The sequence below is a fragment of the Novosphingobium resinovorum genome, assembly GCF_001742225.1.
GTDB lineage: Bacteria > Pseudomonadota > Alphaproteobacteria > Sphingomonadales > Sphingomonadaceae > Novosphingobium > Novosphingobium resinovorum_A.
On the sequence record NZ_CP017075.1, the window covers coordinates 2,268,278 to 2,282,746 of the forward strand.

At 65.9% G+C, this 14,469-nt stretch carries 19 protein-coding genes; 4 read left to right on the forward strand and 15 right to left on the reverse strand.

The genetic code is table 11. The annotated features are described in order from the left end of the window. Positions 1–64 precede the first annotated feature (64 nt). The 8 genes from BES08_RS32805 to BES08_RS10615 form a co-directional block, all read right to left on the reverse strand. Complete coding sequence (locus tag BES08_RS32805; RefSeq protein WP_197524357.1) at positions 65–1,051, reverse strand: PEP-CTERM sorting domain-containing protein; 987 nt, start codon at positions 1,049–1,051, stop codon at positions 65–67. Positions 1,052–1,301: 250 nt separating this feature from the next. Further along, entirely contained in the window at positions 1,302–2,330 is a 1,029-nt protein-coding gene (gene ruvB / locus BES08_RS10590) for a Holliday junction branch migration DNA helicase RuvB (RefSeq protein ID WP_069708231.1), read from the reverse strand. Next, a complete protein-coding gene (locus tag BES08_RS32810; protein ID WP_156799828.1) occupies positions 2,327–2,836 on the reverse strand; it encodes a hypothetical protein in 510 nt (169 codons plus the stop codon). Before BES08_RS32810 ends, ruvB begins: the two co-directional genes overlap by 4 nt. Next, a complete protein-coding gene (gene ruvA, locus BES08_RS10595; protein ID WP_069708232.1) occupies positions 2,833–3,438 on the reverse strand; it encodes a Holliday junction branch migration protein RuvA in 606 nt (201 codons plus the stop codon). The genes BES08_RS32810 and ruvA overlap by 4 nt, the downstream gene beginning before the upstream one ends. A gap of 231 nt (positions 3,439–3,669) precedes the next feature. Continuing rightward, positions 3,670–4,146, reverse strand: a complete 477-nt coding sequence (gene ruvC, locus BES08_RS10600) for a crossover junction endodeoxyribonuclease RuvC (protein WP_008827993.1) — start codon at positions 4,144–4,146, stop codon at positions 3,670–3,672. 4 nt (positions 4,147–4,150) lie between these two features. Continuing rightward, entirely contained in the window at positions 4,151–4,501 is a 351-nt protein-coding gene (locus tag BES08_RS10605; protein ID WP_069708233.1) for a DUF3147 family protein, read from the reverse strand. Between the two features lies 1 nt (position 4,502). After that, the gene (locus BES08_RS10610; RefSeq protein ID WP_008827995.1) at positions 4,503–5,267 is read right to left on the reverse strand and encodes a YebC/PmpR family DNA-binding transcriptional regulator; all 765 of its coding nucleotides are present in this window, start codon (positions 5,265–5,267) and stop codon (positions 4,503–4,505) included. 104 nt (positions 5,268–5,371) lie between these two features. Then, positions 5,372–5,689, reverse strand: coding sequence for a heavy metal-binding domain-containing protein (locus tag BES08_RS10615; RefSeq protein ID WP_069708234.1), 318 nt, complete (start codon positions 5,687–5,689; stop codon positions 5,372–5,374). A 95-nt stretch (positions 5,690–5,784) separates the two neighbouring features. On the opposite strand from BES08_RS10615, the gene BES08_RS10620 reads away from it, so the two are divergent. Then, positions 5,785–6,501, forward strand: coding sequence for a CPBP family glutamic-type intramembrane protease (locus BES08_RS10620; RefSeq protein ID WP_008827997.1), 717 nt, complete (start codon positions 5,785–5,787; stop codon positions 6,499–6,501). A 66-nt stretch (positions 6,502–6,567) separates the two neighbouring features. Here BES08_RS10620 and BES08_RS10625 read toward each other — a convergent pair whose 3' ends face one another. Further along, positions 6,568–6,804: a DUF2312 domain-containing protein gene (locus tag BES08_RS10625; protein ID WP_008827998.1), complete on the reverse strand. Its 237-nt coding sequence runs from the start codon at positions 6,802–6,804 to the stop codon at positions 6,568–6,570. Positions 6,805–7,036: 232 nt separating this feature from the next. Between BES08_RS10625 and sugE the strand changes: the two genes are divergently transcribed. After that, complete coding sequence (gene sugE, locus BES08_RS10630; RefSeq protein ID WP_069708235.1) at positions 7,037–7,354, forward strand: quaternary ammonium compound efflux SMR transporter SugE; 318 nt, start codon at positions 7,037–7,039, stop codon at positions 7,352–7,354. Between the two features lie 130 nt (positions 7,355–7,484). On the opposite strand, the gene BES08_RS10635 is transcribed toward sugE, so the two are convergent. Beyond that, positions 7,485–7,796, reverse strand: coding sequence for a DUF1244 domain-containing protein (locus tag BES08_RS10635; RefSeq protein ID WP_036526419.1), 312 nt, complete (start codon positions 7,794–7,796; stop codon positions 7,485–7,487). A gap of 102 nt (positions 7,797–7,898) precedes the next feature. On the opposite strand from BES08_RS10635, the gene pyk reads away from it, so the two are divergent. Beyond that, on the forward strand, positions 7,899–9,383 hold the full coding sequence (pyk, locus tag BES08_RS10640; protein ID WP_069709217.1) for a pyruvate kinase: 1,485 nt from the start codon (positions 7,899–7,901) through the stop codon (positions 9,381–9,383). Positions 9,384–9,574: 191 nt separating this feature from the next. Here pyk and BES08_RS10645 read toward each other — a convergent pair whose 3' ends face one another. Continuing rightward, positions 9,575–10,120: a sugar O-acetyltransferase gene (locus tag BES08_RS10645; RefSeq protein ID WP_069708236.1), complete on the reverse strand. Its 546-nt coding sequence runs from the start codon at positions 10,118–10,120 to the stop codon at positions 9,575–9,577. A 2-nt stretch (positions 10,121–10,122) separates the two neighbouring features. After that, entirely contained in the window at positions 10,123–10,785 is a 663-nt protein-coding gene (locus tag BES08_RS10650; protein WP_069708237.1) for a YggS family pyridoxal phosphate-dependent enzyme, read from the reverse strand. Here BES08_RS10650 and BES08_RS10655 point away from each other — a divergent pair. Then, on the forward strand, positions 10,784–11,344 hold the full coding sequence (locus tag BES08_RS10655; RefSeq protein ID WP_069708238.1) for a thiamine phosphate synthase: 561 nt from the start codon (positions 10,784–10,786) through the stop codon (positions 11,342–11,344). The genes BES08_RS10650 and BES08_RS10655 overlap by 2 nt on opposite strands. Here BES08_RS10655 and BES08_RS10660 read toward each other — a convergent pair. From BES08_RS10660 to BES08_RS10670, 3 genes are all read right to left on the reverse strand, one after another. Further along, positions 11,341–12,108, reverse strand: coding sequence for an enoyl-CoA hydratase/isomerase family protein (locus tag BES08_RS10660; RefSeq protein WP_069708239.1), 768 nt, complete (start codon positions 12,106–12,108; stop codon positions 11,341–11,343). The two genes, BES08_RS10655 and BES08_RS10660, sit on opposite strands and share 4 nt — an antisense overlap. 1 nt (position 12,109) lies before the next feature. Beyond that, positions 12,110–13,357: an acetyl-CoA hydrolase/transferase family protein gene (locus tag BES08_RS10665; RefSeq protein ID WP_069708240.1), complete on the reverse strand. Its 1,248-nt coding sequence runs from the start codon at positions 13,355–13,357 to the stop codon at positions 12,110–12,112. Positions 13,358–13,487: 130 nt separating this feature from the next. Next, positions 13,488–14,378: an HpcH/HpaI aldolase/citrate lyase family protein gene (locus tag BES08_RS10670; RefSeq protein WP_069708241.1), complete on the reverse strand. Its 891-nt coding sequence runs from the start codon at positions 14,376–14,378 to the stop codon at positions 13,488–13,490. Positions 14,379–14,469: the final 91 nt, after the last annotated feature.

Here is a 14,469-nt window from a genome sequence, read left to right on the forward strand (position 1 = left end):
TCCGCGAACCTCGCCCTTCCACATAGGGCACCGCCTTTGGCGTCGCCCTCCCCGTGTTCAGATGTCAGGCCGCCTTCGCGCGCGCCAGCCGGCGCCGTCCGACGATCGCTGCCGCTGCGGCGCCGAACAGGATCAGCATCGGCGGAGCGGGTACGTCGGTGCCGCCCGACGTGCTCGTGGTCGAACCACCCGAGGACGAGCTGGACGACGAAGAGGAAGACGAACTTGAGCTGCTGGACGAAGTCGAGCCGGTCGAACCGCCCGAAGTCGAGGAAGACCCCGACGACGAAGACGAGCTGGACGATGAACCGCTGGACGATCCCGTGGAGGTCGCGCCGCCGGAAGAATGATCGTCACCGCCGCTTGAGGAACTGGAGGACGAACTGGAGCTGGAGCTGGAAGACGACGAGGACGAGGACGAGCTGGAACTGCTGGTGCTGGTCACGTTGCCCGAGCTGGTCGACGTGGTCGAGGTGATCCCGCCCGTGGTCGTCGTGGAGGTCAGGCCACCGGTGCTCGAACTGGAGGTCGAGGTCACGCCGCCGCTGGTCGAGGTCACACCGCCCGTGGTGGACGTGACGCCGCCGGTCGTGGAAGTCACGCCGCCGCTGCTGGTCGAGGTGATCACGACGTTGCCGCCGCCACCACCGCCGCTGCCTCCGAAGAAGCCGCCGAAGAACCCGCCGCCAAAGCCGCCGAAGCCGCCACCGCCGCCGCCGATCACTACCGGCGCGCCGCCGCTGCCGCCCGAGTAGGACGGCCCCGGCGCGGGCGGCATGTACGGCGCGGGCATCGGCACCATCGCCATCTGCGGCTGGTCGCAGCAGGTCCGCTTGATGATCTTGCGCACGCGCTTGGTGGTGCGGGGCTGGTCCTTGCGGACGAGGCGCTGGGCCGGGCGCTTCTTTACCGGAGCGGCCTTGGCCATCTTCACCTTGCGGTACTCGGTCTTCGCCGACTGCGTCTCGGCGACGTGAACGGCACCGCCGCCGATCACGGCACAGCCCGCCGCACAGGCAGACAGTTTAGCAAGGGCCATCCGAACCGACATAACGCGTTGCTCTCTTTGTTTCGCACCGGAGGCCCGAAGGCCCTTTCGGGCTACCGTGCATCCATCTGCCAGAAACAACGCAGAGACACGTTAATGCGGCAACGTCATTCACCCGCAATTCACCGTCCCGATGCGGGAAACTGGGTTAATTTATCATTCTAACTCAGAGGGTGTACCGAAACGGGACTGTTGGTTCGGTGGGTTGTAAAGCAGACCGACGCTTTTGCGGCGAATGTGCCGCCTGGCGCACTTACCCTTCCGAATCGAACAATCCGCCCTGCGGCCCCGCAGGAGGCGTCATGCCAAGGTGGCTCCAGCCCCGATCATTGAGGCAGCGCCCCCGTGCCGTGCGGGCGACGAGGCCCAACTGGATGAGGTACGGCTCGATCACTTCCTCGATCGTGTCGCGTGGTTCGGACAGTCCCGCCGCCAGCGTCTCCACGCCCACCGGGCCGCCCTTGTAGATGTCCGCGATCATCCGCAGATACCGGCGATCCTGCGCATCAAGGCCAATGGCGTCCACTTCCAGCCGGGTGAGCGAATCGTCGGCGATCGCACGGGTAATGGTGTCCGATCCCGCCACATGCGCGAAATCGCGCACCCGCCGCATAAGGCGCCCCGCGACACGCGGAGTACCGCGTGCGCGGCGGGCAATCTCGGTCGCTCCGCCCTTGTCGATGCCGATGCCGAGCAGGCCCGCGCCGCGGCTGACGACCTTCTCCAGTTCCTCGACGGTGTAGAACTGCAGGCGCACCGGGATGCCGAAACGGTCCCGCAGCGGCGTCTGCAGCAGGCCCTGCCGGGTCGTCGCGCCGATCAGCGTGAAAGGCGGCAGGTCGATCCGCACCGAGCGCGCCGACGGACCTTCGCCGATGATGAGGTCCAGCGCGCGGTCCTCCATCGCCGGATAGAGTACTTCCTCGACCACGGGATTGAGACGGTGGATCTCGTCGATGAACAGGACATCGCCCTGCTCCAGATTGGTCAGCAGCGCGGCGAGGTCGCCCGCCTTGGCGATGATCGGACCGGAAGTAGCTCGGAAACCCACGCCCAGTTCACGCGCAACGATCTGCGCCAGCGTCGTCTTGCCAAGGCCCGGAGGCCCGAAGAACAGCACATGGTCCATCGCCTCGCGCCGCGACTTGGCGCTTTCGATGAAGACGTGGAGGTTGTCCTTGGCAGCCGCCTGCCCGACGAACTCGGCGAGCGTCTTGGGCCGAAGCGCGGCATCGGCGTCCTCGACCTGGCGATTGGGGGAAAGAATGGGGTTGTCGGTCATTGTGCAAGCACTGGCAAACGGATTTTCGGAAATTGCACAATCTCATCGCCCAGCATTAGAATAGTTGTCAGTCCAGCCTCTACTCCAATGACATGCTGCGCCTTTTCATCACGATCTTCTGTATTTGCTCCTGGGCCATCAGGCCTAGTGCTATCGATTAGCGACTGACAGAAAGTATAGAAACTTACAATTTTCGACACATGAGCAGGCCGCAAGTCACTAAGGTGAGTTGCATTTGACGAAAAAACTTTCGAATACTCCCCTCTTATGTCAATCACATAGCTCATACCATCCCAGTGACCTGCACGTATTGCATTCGCTTGAGCATGAAATGCTTCGAGATATCCCTGCTTTCGGATCAGAAAACAGATTGCTTGTACTTCTGATGCCACAGCAACGAGAGTGGATTGCCTTCGCCGCCCACGATCACGGAGTTTATCAAACAGTTGGAATATCCAAACGAGCAAAGCACCAATAGCTGCAGCAACGATCTCAGGGCTAATCATCCCGCTGCCCTCTTCAACGCCACCCGCATGAGATCACCCAACGGCGCATCGTCACCCAATTCCTCGACCGCCTTGCCAACCGCCGTCGCCGCCACCGCAGGCTTGAAACCGAGGTTCTGCAGGGCCGAGACCGCATCGGCGCTGGCCGAGCCCGCAGGCGCCACCGCCGCGATGCCGGACGCCCCCGGCGCGGTGGGCATGCCGCCGGCTTTGTCCTTGAGTTCGTTGACGATGCGGCTCGCCAGCTTCGGCCCGACGCCGTTCGCGCGCGCCACCATGGCGCTGTCGCCGCCCGCACAGGCGCGCTGGAGTTCCTCGGTCGTCAGAGCGGAGAGGATCGCCAGCGCTACCTTCGAGCCGACACCCTGCACCGCCGTCAGCAGGCGGAACCAGTTGCGCTCCGCCCCGGACGTGAAGCCGATCAGGCGCTGGTCGGTTTCCGAAACCTGCATCTCGGTATGGACGACGACGCGATCACCCCGGATACCGAGATGGTCCAGCGTCCGCGCCGAACAATGGACGAGGTAGCCCACGCCGTTGACGTCGATGATGGCCCAGTCGGCGCCGGTGTCGTCGAGCAATCCTGTCAGCTTGGCGATCATGGTTTGTTCCTATGGCAGGAAGGGATTCGGGGCGCCAGAGGAAAAGAGAAGAAGGCTGGGGTTTACCACCCCTGCACCCCGTGAACTGTCGAGGCCACGCGCGCCGCTTCGTCATGTCAGACGGTGAGCCGGGAGACATTAAAAGCCTGCGGCGCAATGTGAGGCCGCCGCTGCTGCGCGCGCGACGACGACAGTTTGGGGGTCTGGGGCGATGGCCCCAGGACTTCCCTTTTACCTGTGACTGCCCAGCATATTCGCATGGGTAATCGCCACCGCCAGAGCATCGGCGGCATCTTCACCTGCCAGCTTCACGCCCGGCAGCAGCACCATCAGCATCGCCTGGATCTGCGCTTTCGCCGCTCCGCCGGTGCCGACGATCGCCTTCTTCACCAGCTTGGTCGAATATTCCGCCACCGGAATCCCGGCGCGCGCCACGGACAGCATCGCGACACCCCGCGCCTGCCCCAGCTTGAGCGTCGACTGCGGGTTCACGTTGACGAAGACTTCCTCCACCGCGCCGGTATCGGGCCGGTGCTGGAGGATCACATCGGTCAGCGCGGCGTCGAGTTCGACCAGCCGCTCGGCCATTCCGGCCTTGGCGTTGGTACGGATCTGGCCATTGGCGACGTGGCTGAGGCGGCTGCCGCTCTTGGCGACGACGCCCCAGCCCGTGCAGGTCAGGCCGGGGTCGATGCCGAGGATAATCATGGTGTCAGACCTTCAGCCCGAGCCGCGGCCCGAAATGCATCATCAGCGAATAGAGCACCACGGTCAGCACGCACCCGGCCAGCAGCGAGGCCCAGAACCCCAGACCATTGCGCAACAGAACCGGCATCAGCAGGAACATCGGCAGCGAGGGGAGCACGTACCAGAACGTCGCCCCGGCATGAACCGCCATATTCTCGGCATCCGGGCGCGCCTGCCACAGCAGGATCATGCCCAGTACTGAGACCAGCGGCAGCGAAGCGACAAGCGCACCCAGAGCAGGCAGGCGCTTGCCGATTTCCGCGATCGCCACGATGAGAACGCCCGAAAGCAGGGCGCGGGCGATCAGTGCCAGCATATCAGCCGAGCGTTTCCATGACCTCGTCCGAGATCTCGTAGTTGCCCCAGACGGTCTGGACGTCGTCGTCGTCTTCGAGAGTGTCGACCAGCTTCATCAGCGTGCTGACGGTGTCCGCGTCGACATCGACGGTGAGGTTGGGCTTCCATGCCAGCTTGACGCCTTCGGCTTCGCCCAGGGTCTTTTCCAGCTCGCGCGCGACTTCGTGGAGCGCATCGACCGAAACCCAGATCTGGTGGCTGCCAGGGTTCTCGTCGCCGTCGCCCATGTCGCTCTGCACGTCTTCGGCGCCCGCTTCGATCGCGGCTTCGAGGACCTTGTCCTCGTCACCCACGCTGCCGGGGTACTCGATCAGGCCGAGGCGTTCGAAGCCGTGCGAAACCGCGCCCGAGGCACCGAGGTTGCCGCCGTTCTTGGCGAAGGCGGTGCGCACGTTGGTAGCAGTACGGTTGCGGTTGTCGGTCAGCGCCTCGACGATGATGGCGATGCCGCTGGGGCCGTAGCCCTCGTAGCGCACTTCCTCGTAGTTCTCGGCGTCGCCCTTGCTCGCCTTGTCGATCGCGCGCTGGATGTTGTCCTTGGGCATCGACTGCGCCTTGGCCGCGTTGACGGCGGCGCGCAGGCGCGGGTTCATGTCCGGGTCGGGCATGCCCATCTTCGCCGCGACGGTAATTTCGCGGCTGAGCTTGGAGAACTGCGCCGAGCGCTTCTTGTCCTGCGCACCCTTGCGATGCATGATGTTCTTGAATTTGGAATGGCCTGCCATCGGTCCGCTCGTTGCCTGCCCATGAGTCCACGGGTCTTTGCGATGAATGAAGTGGCGCGGGCCTTACAACAGGGGCACCCCAAAGGGCAACCGGAGTCGGCCTGCTACACGACGACGGCAGTTCCGGAACAGCTTACCATCAGCATCGAACCGTGCGATCCGATCACCTCGTAGTCTATGTCCACGCCGACCACGGCGTTGCCGCCCAGCTTCTCCGCCTCCGCTTCCATTTCCTTCAACGCCTCGCGGCGGGCGCGCTGGAGGACTTCCTCGTACTTGCCGGAGCGACCTCCGACGATGTCGGTGACGGCGGCGAAGAGATCGCGCACGAGGTTGGCGCCGACGATGACTTCGCCAGTGACGATACCCAGATAGTCACGGACTGGCTGGCCTTCGACGGTGGGAGTGGTGGTGACGATCATCGGCGCGCTCTCCTTCGCTGGACCGCCAAGGTTGCACCGTCTCACGGTGCTGGCAAGACAACGAATTGGCAAGGAAATCGGGGATAGAACGAAGCATGGCGACCCGGATCGAAACAAGCTCCTCAGTACCCTCTGCCCTGCTGCGCGAACTGGCGAGCTTCGTCGCCCGGCCGCGCATACTTGCGCCCATCGGCCTGCGGTCGCGTGAGGCATGGCCCCGGCTGGCGCTGCTGACGGTGCTGCACATCGGCGGGCTTCTGCTGGTGATCCTGCCGCTGCTCGGGCTCTACCAGAAGACGATGGGCCAGCCGCTGCCCGACGCCTTCGACAAGCTGCCGGCAGGCTGGCTGCTGCCGATCACCATCGTGATCGCACCGGTGCTGGAGGAGATGATCTTCCGCGGCTGGCAGACCGGACGCCCCCGCGCGCTATGGCTGCTGCCGTGCTTCGGCCTGTTCGCGGGGCTGGCCGTCATGGCGAAATCACTGCAGCCGCTGGTGTTGGCAGGATCGCTGCTGGCGCTCGTGGTCGCCGCTGTCGGAGGGTGGCTGTGGCTGCGCAAGCGTCCGACGTCTTCCACTTATGCGGCGGCTTATCCGGCGGTGTTCTGGCTGGCGGCGCTGCTGTTCGCAGGCGTCCATCTGATGAACTACCCGACCATATCCGCGCTCGCGCTGCCGATGGTGTTGCCGCAATTGTGGGCAGGCGTGCTGCTGGGCTTCACGCGCCAGCGCATCGGCCTTCCGGCCTCGATGCTCCAGCACGGCTGCGCCAATGCGGCGGCCATGGTGCTGGTGCAACTAGGGAGCTGACGCCCCCTCCACCACCCGCTGCGCGGGCGGTCCCCCTCCCCGAGCAGGCTCGGGGAGGAATGAGGATCAGTCGATGCCAAGGGCCGACTTGTAGGTGTCGAGCAGCATGTCCATTTCGCGGCGGTCGTCGGGCTTCATCTTGCGCAGGCGCACGATGGCACGCATGATTTTGACGTCGTAGCCGACGGCCTTGGCTTCGTTGTAGACGTCGCGGATGTCGTCCGAGATGCCCTTCTTTTCCTCTTCCAGGCGCTCGACGCGCTCGATCAGCAGGCGCAGGCGATCGTCGGTGGTTTCGGCCATGGGGGTACGTGCTCCGGTAAATGCTGGTGAATCGGTTGGCGGCGCTGATAGCGAGACAACAGGATTCGGGCAAAGCGCCCCCCTGTGGAAATCATGTGGAGGACGCGCAAAGGGTTGCCCCCAAAGCCGCACTTTCCTATCTGGCCAGTGCGCCGACCACGTTCGTGCGTCTCCTTCGACGGAGCTTCAAGTCCGGGACGGCCCGGGAATCGCCTCATAAGGAGATTGCCGAATGCCCTGGGTTCTTCTCGCCATCGCCGGCCTGCTCGAAGTGGTCTGGGCGTTTTCCATGAAACAGTCGGAGGGCTTCACGCGCCTGTGGCCCAGCGTCGTGACTCTGGCCGCGATGCTGGCGAGCTTCGGCCTGCTCGCCGCCGCGATGCGGTCCCTGCCACTGGGCACGGCTTATGCCGTGTGGACCGGCATCGGCGCGGTGGGCGCTTTCGCGGCGGGGATCGCGTTCATGGGCGAATCGGCGAGCGCCATGCGCCTGCTCGCCGCCGGACTGATCCTCAGCGGGATCGTGCTGATGAAGGTGGCGACGCCCTGACAGGCAGGCTCGTCGTCCCGGACCTGATCCGGGACCGGTGGCTGTCTTTAGGTGAGAGATCGCAGCGCGCGCAGCCAAGTGGGCCGTTCACGGCCAGCGGTCCCGGATCAGGTCCGGGACGACGTAAAGGTCAATGCATCCCGCCGTTCTTCTTCAGGCTCTCTTCCATCCGCGCGATCTGTTCCGGCGTGGCTTCGCTCTGGTGCTTTGCCTTCCATTCGTCGAACGGCATCCCGTGGATCACCGCGCGGGCGGCAGCTTTGTCGCCTTCGTACCCCGCATCGCGAATCCAGTCGGCCAGGCAATTGCGGCAAAAGCCCGCCAACCCCATCAGGTCGATGTTCTCGGCATCGTGGCGCTGCTGGAGGTGGCGCACAAGGCGACGGAACGCGGCAGCGGCCACGGCGTCATCTATCGTATCAATGTTATCCTTGCCGTTCATAATCGCACCGATCGTCCTTGGTTTGTCATCACGCCTTTGCCATATGGGGCCCAGTTTCCGGAAGAGGCAGTAAACTTGGTCAGCACCATTCCTTCGGGCGCCCTGAACGCAAATGGGCCCTATCGTCGTTCTCCCCACCATCGCGGCATCAAGCGCCAGCGCAAGGTAAAGATCCTCGCAACGCTGGGCCCGGCAAGCCGCGACAAGGAGACGATCGCCAAGCTGCTCAAGGCCGGCGCCGACGCTTTCCGCGTCAACATGAGCCACGGCGACCACGACACCCACCGCGAGACGATCGCCAACATCCGCGCGGTCGAGAAGGACCTGGAGCGCCCCGTCGCGATCCTGTGCGACCTGCAAGGCCCCAAGCTGCGCGTCGGCCAGTTCGAGGGCGGCAAGGCCTTCCTGCGCCACGGCGCCCACTTCACGCTCGACCGTGACCCGACCCCGGGCAACGACGAACGCGTTTGCCTGCCGCATCCCGAACTCTTCGGCATCCTCCAGAAGGGCCAGCGCCTGCTGATCGACGACGGCAAGCTGCGCCTCGTCGTCATCCGCGCCGAACCGGACGCGATACTGTGCAGCGCCGAAGTCGGCGGCCCGATCTCCGATCGCAAGGGCGTCAATATTCCCGATGCCCTGATCCCGATCCCGGCCCTGACCGAGAAGGATCGCCGCGACCTCGCTTTCGCGGTCGAGCAGAAGGCGGACTGGATCGGTCTCTCCTTCGTCCAGCGCCCCGAGGACGTCGCTGAAGCGCGCCGCCTGTCGGGCGGCCAGGGCGCGATCATGGCCAAGATCGAAAAGCCCGCAGCCGTCGAAAGCCTCGACGAGATCATCGAGCTGTCGGACGGCATCATGGTCGCACGCGGCGACCTCGGCGTGGAACTGCTGCCCGAGGAAGTGCCGCCGATCCAGAAGCACATCATCGAAAAGACCCGCGCGCTGGGCAAGCCGGTCGTCGTCGCCACGCAGATGCTGGAATCGATGATCACCAGCCCCTCGCCCACCCGCGCCGAAGTCTCCGACGTCGCGAACGCGGTCTACGACGGCGCCGACGCGGTCATGCTCTCGGCTGAGACGGCAGCGGGCCAGTGGCCGGTCGAGGCGGTGACCATCATGGACCGCATCGCCGCCAAGGTCGAAAGCGACACGACCTATCGCGAACGCATCCACCTCACCCGTACCCCGCCCGACGCGACCAGCGCCGACGCCCTGTCGGAAGCCTGCGCGCAGATCGCCGATACCCTGACGATCGAAGGCATCGTGGTGTTCACCGGCTCGGGCGGCTCCGCCCGCCGCGTGGCCCGCGAACGCCCCGCCGCGCCGATGCTGGTGCTCACGCCCTCGCAGCCCACCGCACGCCGCATCGCACTGCTGTGGGGCGCACACGCCGTCGTCACCCGCGACATCGGCAGCTTCGAGGAGATGATCGCCAAAGGCAAGCGCATGGCCCTGCGCCACGGCTTCGGCGCGGCCGGATCGCGGCTGGTGGCGCTGGCTGGCGTGCCGTTCGGCGTGCCGGGCTCCACCAACCTGCTGCATATCGTGACGCTGACCGGCAACGAGCTGGATACGCCGAAGTAAGAAGAAGAAAGGGGAATCTGGGGCCATCGCCCCAGACCCCGTTACTGTCGTCGCCGTGCGTGTAGCGGCGTGAGGCACATATTGCGCCGCAGGCTATTTGGTCTTCCGACGCATCCTAAGTGCGTAACGAAGCTACGCGCGCGACCTCGACGGTATACGGGGTGCAGGGGTGGTAAACCCCTGCGTCTCTCTCACCTTCTGGCTTTGGCCGGACTTCCCACGACCGTAGCCCCAACCGGCACGTCGCGCGTCACTACGCTCCCTGCACCGACAATCGCGTCATCTCCGATCGTAACGCCCGGCATGATGAGCGCCCCGGCGCCGATCCAGACATTGCGTCCGATGCGGATGGGCACGCCCCATTCGAGGCCGCTCGCCCGTTCGACCGGATCGCGTGGGTGGTCCGCCGTCAGGATTTGCACGCCCGAGCCGATCTGCGTTCCGTCGCCGATGGTCACCTCCACCACGTCGAGAATGACGCAGTTGAAGTTCAGGAACACCCCGCGCCCCAGGCTGATATTGTAGCCATAGTCGCAATGGAACGGCGGCCGGATGGTCGCCCCTTTGCCCACTGCGGCGAAGCGTTCGCGCAGCAGTGCATCGCGGTCGGCAAGGTCGATGGTGCGGTTGTACGCGGCCATCCATTCGGCTGCCGCGCGCTGGTCGGCAACGATTTCGGGGCAGGATGCTCGGTAGGGCTCGCCCGCCAGCATCTTCTGCTTTTCGGTGCGCTCCATTGTCACGCGCGCTTGCCGAACAGTGCGCTGCCGACGCGCACTTGTGTAGCGCCGAGCAGCACGGCGGTCTCGAAATCATCGCTCATGCCCATCGAGAGCTGGTCGAGCCCCCCATCGGCGTTATTGTCGGCCGCGATCTTTGCCAGCAGCGCGAAGAACGGCGCCGCCTCGATCCCGGCGGGGGGGACGCACATCAGGCCGACGACGGGAATGCCCGCTTCCCGCGCCGAAGCGAGGAGCGCGGGGACATCGGCGATGGCGCAACCGCCCTTCTGGTCCTCCGCACCGATGTTGACCTGGATGAAGCACGGGACCTTGCGGGCCGCCTTTTCCATCGCCTTGCCCAGCGCCGCGACCAGCGAGGGGCGATCGACGGAATGGATGCAGTCGAACAGCGCGACGGCATCCTCCGCCTTGTTCGACTGAAGCTGGCCGACAAGGTGCAGCTTAACCTCGGGATAGGCCGTGCGCAGGGCTGGCCACTTCGCCTCGGCTTCCTGCACGCGGTTTTCCCCGAAGACGCGCTGGCCGGCAGCGAGCAGCGGCTCGATCGCCTCGGCGTCGTGGGTCTTGGAGATGGCGATGAGTTCGATCGCCTCGGGCTTGCGTCCGGCGATCTCGGCGGACCTGGCGATGCGGGCGCGGATGTCTTGTAGCTGATCCATGGCGCGCTGCTATAGCGTCCTCGTGAAGAACCGCCAGCCGTCCCTTCCCAAGCTCTGGCTTATCAGCGATGCCCGCAACGATGCGCGGCTGGAGCATGCACTGGCGCGGCTCCCGCGCGGGTCCGGGCTGGTGTTCCGGCACTATCATCTTTCGCCCGAGGCGCGGCAGACGCGGTTCGACGCACTGCTCAGGCTGGCGCGCCGATACGGGCATCGCACGGTGCTGGCGGGAGATATTGCGCTGGCCCGTCGCTGGCGGGCGGATGGGGTTTATGCCTCGCCCGAAAGGCTGGGCCGCAAGCAAGGCATGCTACGCTTGGCGACCGTCCATTCGCTGCGTGAGCTGGCCATCGCGCATCGGACCGGAGCAGACGCGCTGCTGGTTTCCCCGGTCTTTCCAACCGCTTCGCATCCCGGCGCACAAACACTCGGCGCGGTGGGGCTGAAACTGCTGTCCGCACGGGCGCGGGTTCCCGTCATCGCACTGGGCGGAATGACGCGGCGCCGCGCCCGAACCGCGCGGATCGCCCGCTGGGCAGCGATAGACGGCCTGAGCTAGCGCCCCTGCCAAACGGGCTTGCGCTTTTCCGCAAAGGCGCGCGGCCCTTCCTGCGCGTCGTGCGAGTTGTAGGCATGCTCATGCGCCGCCCGCGCCGCCGCCAGTGCCGCGCTGCGACCCATCTCGGTCGAGAGCATCACCGTCTCACGCGCAGCCTTCACCGAGAGGGGCGCGCCTTCCAGCACTTCGCGCGCAAGATCCAGTGCGGCATCCAGCACCGCGCCGGGCTCGGCAAGACGGTTGACGAGGCCGATCTCGTAAGCGCGCTGGGCGCTGATCGGCTTGCCGGTCAGCACGATCTCCATAAAAATGCGCTGCGGAATCATGTGGATCAGCGGGGCCGCCCATGGACTGCCGCGCCCGACCTTGACCTCGGTAATCGCGAACTTCGCAGCGGTGGAGGCCACGCACAAGTCGCAGGCCTGCGCGATCATCCAACCGCCCGCGAAAGCGACGCCGTTCACTGCGGCGATGGTCGGCTTCGACAGTTCGATGGTGTCGTAAGGCAATGCGTACATGTCACGCGGAGGCACGGCCATACCGGTCTCGACCATCTCCTTGAGATCGCCCCCGGCGCAGAACGCCTTGTCGCCGCTGCCGGTAAGGATCGCGATGCGCAGGGCGTCATCGGCCTCGAAGCGCTCCCAGGCGCCGCGCAGACCCTCGCGAACTTCCCGGGTGAGCGCGTTGCGCTGCTCGGAGCGATCGATGGTGATGACCGCGATGCCATCGTCGCGCGCATCGAAAAGCACCGCATCCTGCATGTCAGAAACCCCTTCTGGCGATCTCGAAAGCCTCGCGCTCCAGCCCCTCGCGGAAGTCCGGATGCGCCACTGCGACCAGCCGACGCGCGCGCTCGGCGAGGGTCTGGCCCTTGAGCTGCGCGGCCCCGAACTCGGTGACCACTACGTCTACCTCGCTGCGCGCACTGGTGACGGGACCGGACAGCGCGGGCACGATCTTGCTGATCGTTCCGCCTTTTGCCGTGGCCGCCAGCACCATCAGCGAAGCACCGCCCGGCGAGCGCGCGCCCGCCCGCACGAAGTCCACCTGCCCGCCAGTGCCTCCCATGTAGGCCGCACCGGACTGCTCGGCATTGACCTGCCCGGTGAGATCGACTTCCAGCGCCGAATTGATGGTGACGAGGCGAGAGAGCTGCCCCAGCACCCCCGCATCGTGGGTGTAACTGGTCGGCGTCATGCGGATCGCCGGATTCCCTTGCGCCCAGTCGTAGAGCCGCCGCGTGCCGATCAGCGCGCCGTTGATCGAGACGCCCCGGTCGATCTCCTTGCGCGCATTGGTCAGCACCCCCGCCTCGGCCAGATCGACGAGGCCGTTACCCAGCATCCCCGAATGGACGCCGAGGTCGCGCCGGTCATGCAGCAGCCGCAGGATCGCATCGGGCACCGCGCCCACGCCGGTTTGAATCACCGAACCGTCGCCGATGAATTCCGCACAGAGCCGCGCGATCGCCTCATCAGTCGGACTGATCTTTGCGGGCATGACCTCGACCGGCATGCGCGAGACCGGCACTGCCACGTCGATCGCGCTGGCCGGGATCGTCTCGCCGGGAACGAAGGGCACCTGCTCGTTGACCTCGGCGATGACCACGCGGGCCTTGTCCACGGCGGCGCGCACGTAGTCGGAAATGAGGCCGCAGGAGTGCTCGCCCGCCGCATTGGCAGGGCTGACCTGGATCATCGCCACGTCGCAGCGCATCACGCCTGCGGTGATGAGCGGCGCGACCTGGCTGACGTGGACCGGAATGACGTCGAGCGCGTTCGCTTTTGCCATCACGCGCAGCGCCCCGATCGCGCCCATCGACGAGAGGCGGAAGGCGGCAGCGGTCTCGGGCGTGAACAGCCCGGAGAAGCTGGTGGCAATGAAGGCGTGGAGATCGCCGATGCGCGCGCCCTGTTCGGCCAGTGCCTCGACCAACGTGGTCGGCTCGCCGCAAGCCTGCCCGAAGACGATGTGGTCGCCGGGGCGCAAGTATGGGGTGAGGTCGATCATGCCGTCGTCCCGGACTTGATCCGGGACCGGTGGCGATCTTTGGCCGGACCTTCTCGGCAAGACGCCCTGCTGGGCTCTGGGCTGTTCGTGGCCAGCGGTCCCGGATCAAGTCCGGGACAACGAGGCGCGCTCACGGCTTACCTGCCTGTCGCAGCAGCCTTTCGGCCCGCGCAAGATAGGGCCGGTCGAGCATGCCCCCCTTCCAGCCGATCGCGCCGACGCCGGGGTTGGCGGCGAAGACATCGACGATCTCCTGCGCCTCGGCGATCTCGGCCTCGGTGGGGGTGAAGGCCGCGTTGATGACGGGCACTTGCGCCGGGTGGATCGCCATCATGCCCCGGAAGCCGTCGCGGCGGACCTTCTCGGCGCGGGCTTTCAGGGCTTCGAGGTCGCGGAAGTCGGCGCTGATCGTCTCGATCGCGGTGACCCCGGCCGTCGCCGCACCAAGCACCGTCAGGCTGCGCGCCAGTTCGTAGGTGAAGGAATAGGAACCATCATCGTTGCGGTTGGACGAGGCGCCGATCGAGTCCGCGAGGTCCTCCGCGCCCCAGGTCAGCGCCACCACGCGCGGGGCGCCCTTGTAGCTGCCGGTGTGGAACATCGCCTCGGCCGTCTCGGTGATGAGGACGATGACGGGGGTGGAGCCTTCCTCGATCCCGTTCGCCACTTCCAGCGCTGAGAGGCAGTGGTCCAGCTTCTCCACGTCCGCCCGGCCGTAGACCTTGGGCAGCATGATGCCGCCGGGATGCGCGGGCATCACCGCCGCTAGGTCCGCCAGCGTGTGCGGCCCGTCGAAGGGGTTGATCCGCACCCACAGGCGCGCGCGCTGCTCGGGGTTGGCCTTGATGAAGTCATGCACCAGCGGACGCGCGGCGGCCTTGGCGTCAGGGGCGACGGCGTCTTCAAGGTCGATCAGGACGATGTCGGCCTCGCCTTCCATCGCCTTGGTCATCTTCTTTTCGCTGTCGCCCGGCGCGAACAGCCAGGAACGGGCGGTGGCGGGCGCGTGAACCAAAGTCATCGTCTCTCCAAATTCGTCATCCCGGCGAAGGCCGGGACCGCTGGCCGGGGCCAGCCTTGCTTGCGCCGGGGCGCCTTGCCGATGGGACCTT

Coding starts and splice junctions, on each gene's coding strand:
- BES08_RS32805 (WP_197524357.1), bottom strand. CDS start 1,051: ATGTCGGTTCGGATGGCCCTTGCTAAACTGTCTGCCTGTGCGGCGGGC.
- ruvB (WP_069708231.1), bottom strand. CDS start 2,330: ATGACCGACAACCCCATTCTTTCCCCCAATCGCCAGGTCGAGGACGCC.
- BES08_RS32810 (WP_156799828.1), bottom strand. CDS start 2,836: ATGATTAGCCCTGAGATCGTTGCTGCAGCTATTGGTGCTTTGCTCGTT.
- ruvA (WP_069708232.1), bottom strand. CDS start 3,438: ATGATCGCCAAGCTGACAGGATTGCTCGACGACACCGGCGCCGACTGG.
- ruvC (WP_008827993.1), bottom strand. CDS start 4,146: ATGATTATCCTCGGCATCGACCCCGGCCTGACCTGCACGGGCTGGGGC.
- BES08_RS10605 (WP_069708233.1), bottom strand. CDS start 4,501: ATGCTGGCACTGATCGCCCGCGCCCTGCTTTCGGGCGTTCTCATCGTG.
- BES08_RS10610 (WP_008827995.1), bottom strand. CDS start 5,267: ATGGCAGGCCATTCCAAATTCAAGAACATCATGCATCGCAAGGGTGCG.
- BES08_RS10615 (WP_069708234.1), bottom strand. CDS start 5,689: ATGATCGTCACCACCACTCCCACCGTCGAAGGCCAGCCAGTCCGTGAC.
- BES08_RS10620 (WP_008827997.1), top strand. CDS start 5,785: ATGGCGACCCGGATCGAAACAAGCTCCTCAGTACCCTCTGCCCTGCTG.
- BES08_RS10625 (WP_008827998.1), bottom strand. CDS start 6,804: ATGGCCGAAACCACCGACGATCGCCTGCGCCTGCTGATCGAGCGCGTC.
- sugE (WP_069708235.1), top strand. CDS start 7,037: ATGCCCTGGGTTCTTCTCGCCATCGCCGGCCTGCTCGAAGTGGTCTGG.
- BES08_RS10635 (WP_036526419.1), bottom strand. CDS start 7,796: ATGAACGGCAAGGATAACATTGATACGATAGATGACGCCGTGGCCGCT.
- BES08_RS10645 (WP_069708236.1), bottom strand. CDS start 10,120: ATGGAGCGCACCGAAAAGCAGAAGATGCTGGCGGGCGAGCCCTACCGA.
- BES08_RS10655 (WP_069708238.1), top strand. CDS start 10,784: ATGGCGCGCTGCTATAGCGTCCTCGTGAAGAACCGCCAGCCGTCCCTT.
- BES08_RS10650 (WP_069708237.1), bottom strand. CDS start 10,785: ATGGATCAGCTACAAGACATCCGCGCCCGCATCGCCAGGTCCGCCGAG.
- BES08_RS10660 (WP_069708239.1), bottom strand. CDS start 12,108: ATGCAGGATGCGGTGCTTTTCGATGCGCGCGACGATGGCATCGCGGTC.
- BES08_RS10665 (WP_069708240.1), bottom strand. CDS start 13,357: ATGATCGACCTCACCCCATACTTGCGCCCCGGCGACCACATCGTCTTC.
- BES08_RS10670 (WP_069708241.1), bottom strand. CDS start 14,378: ATGACTTTGGTTCACGCGCCCGCCACCGCCCGTTCCTGGCTGTTCGCG.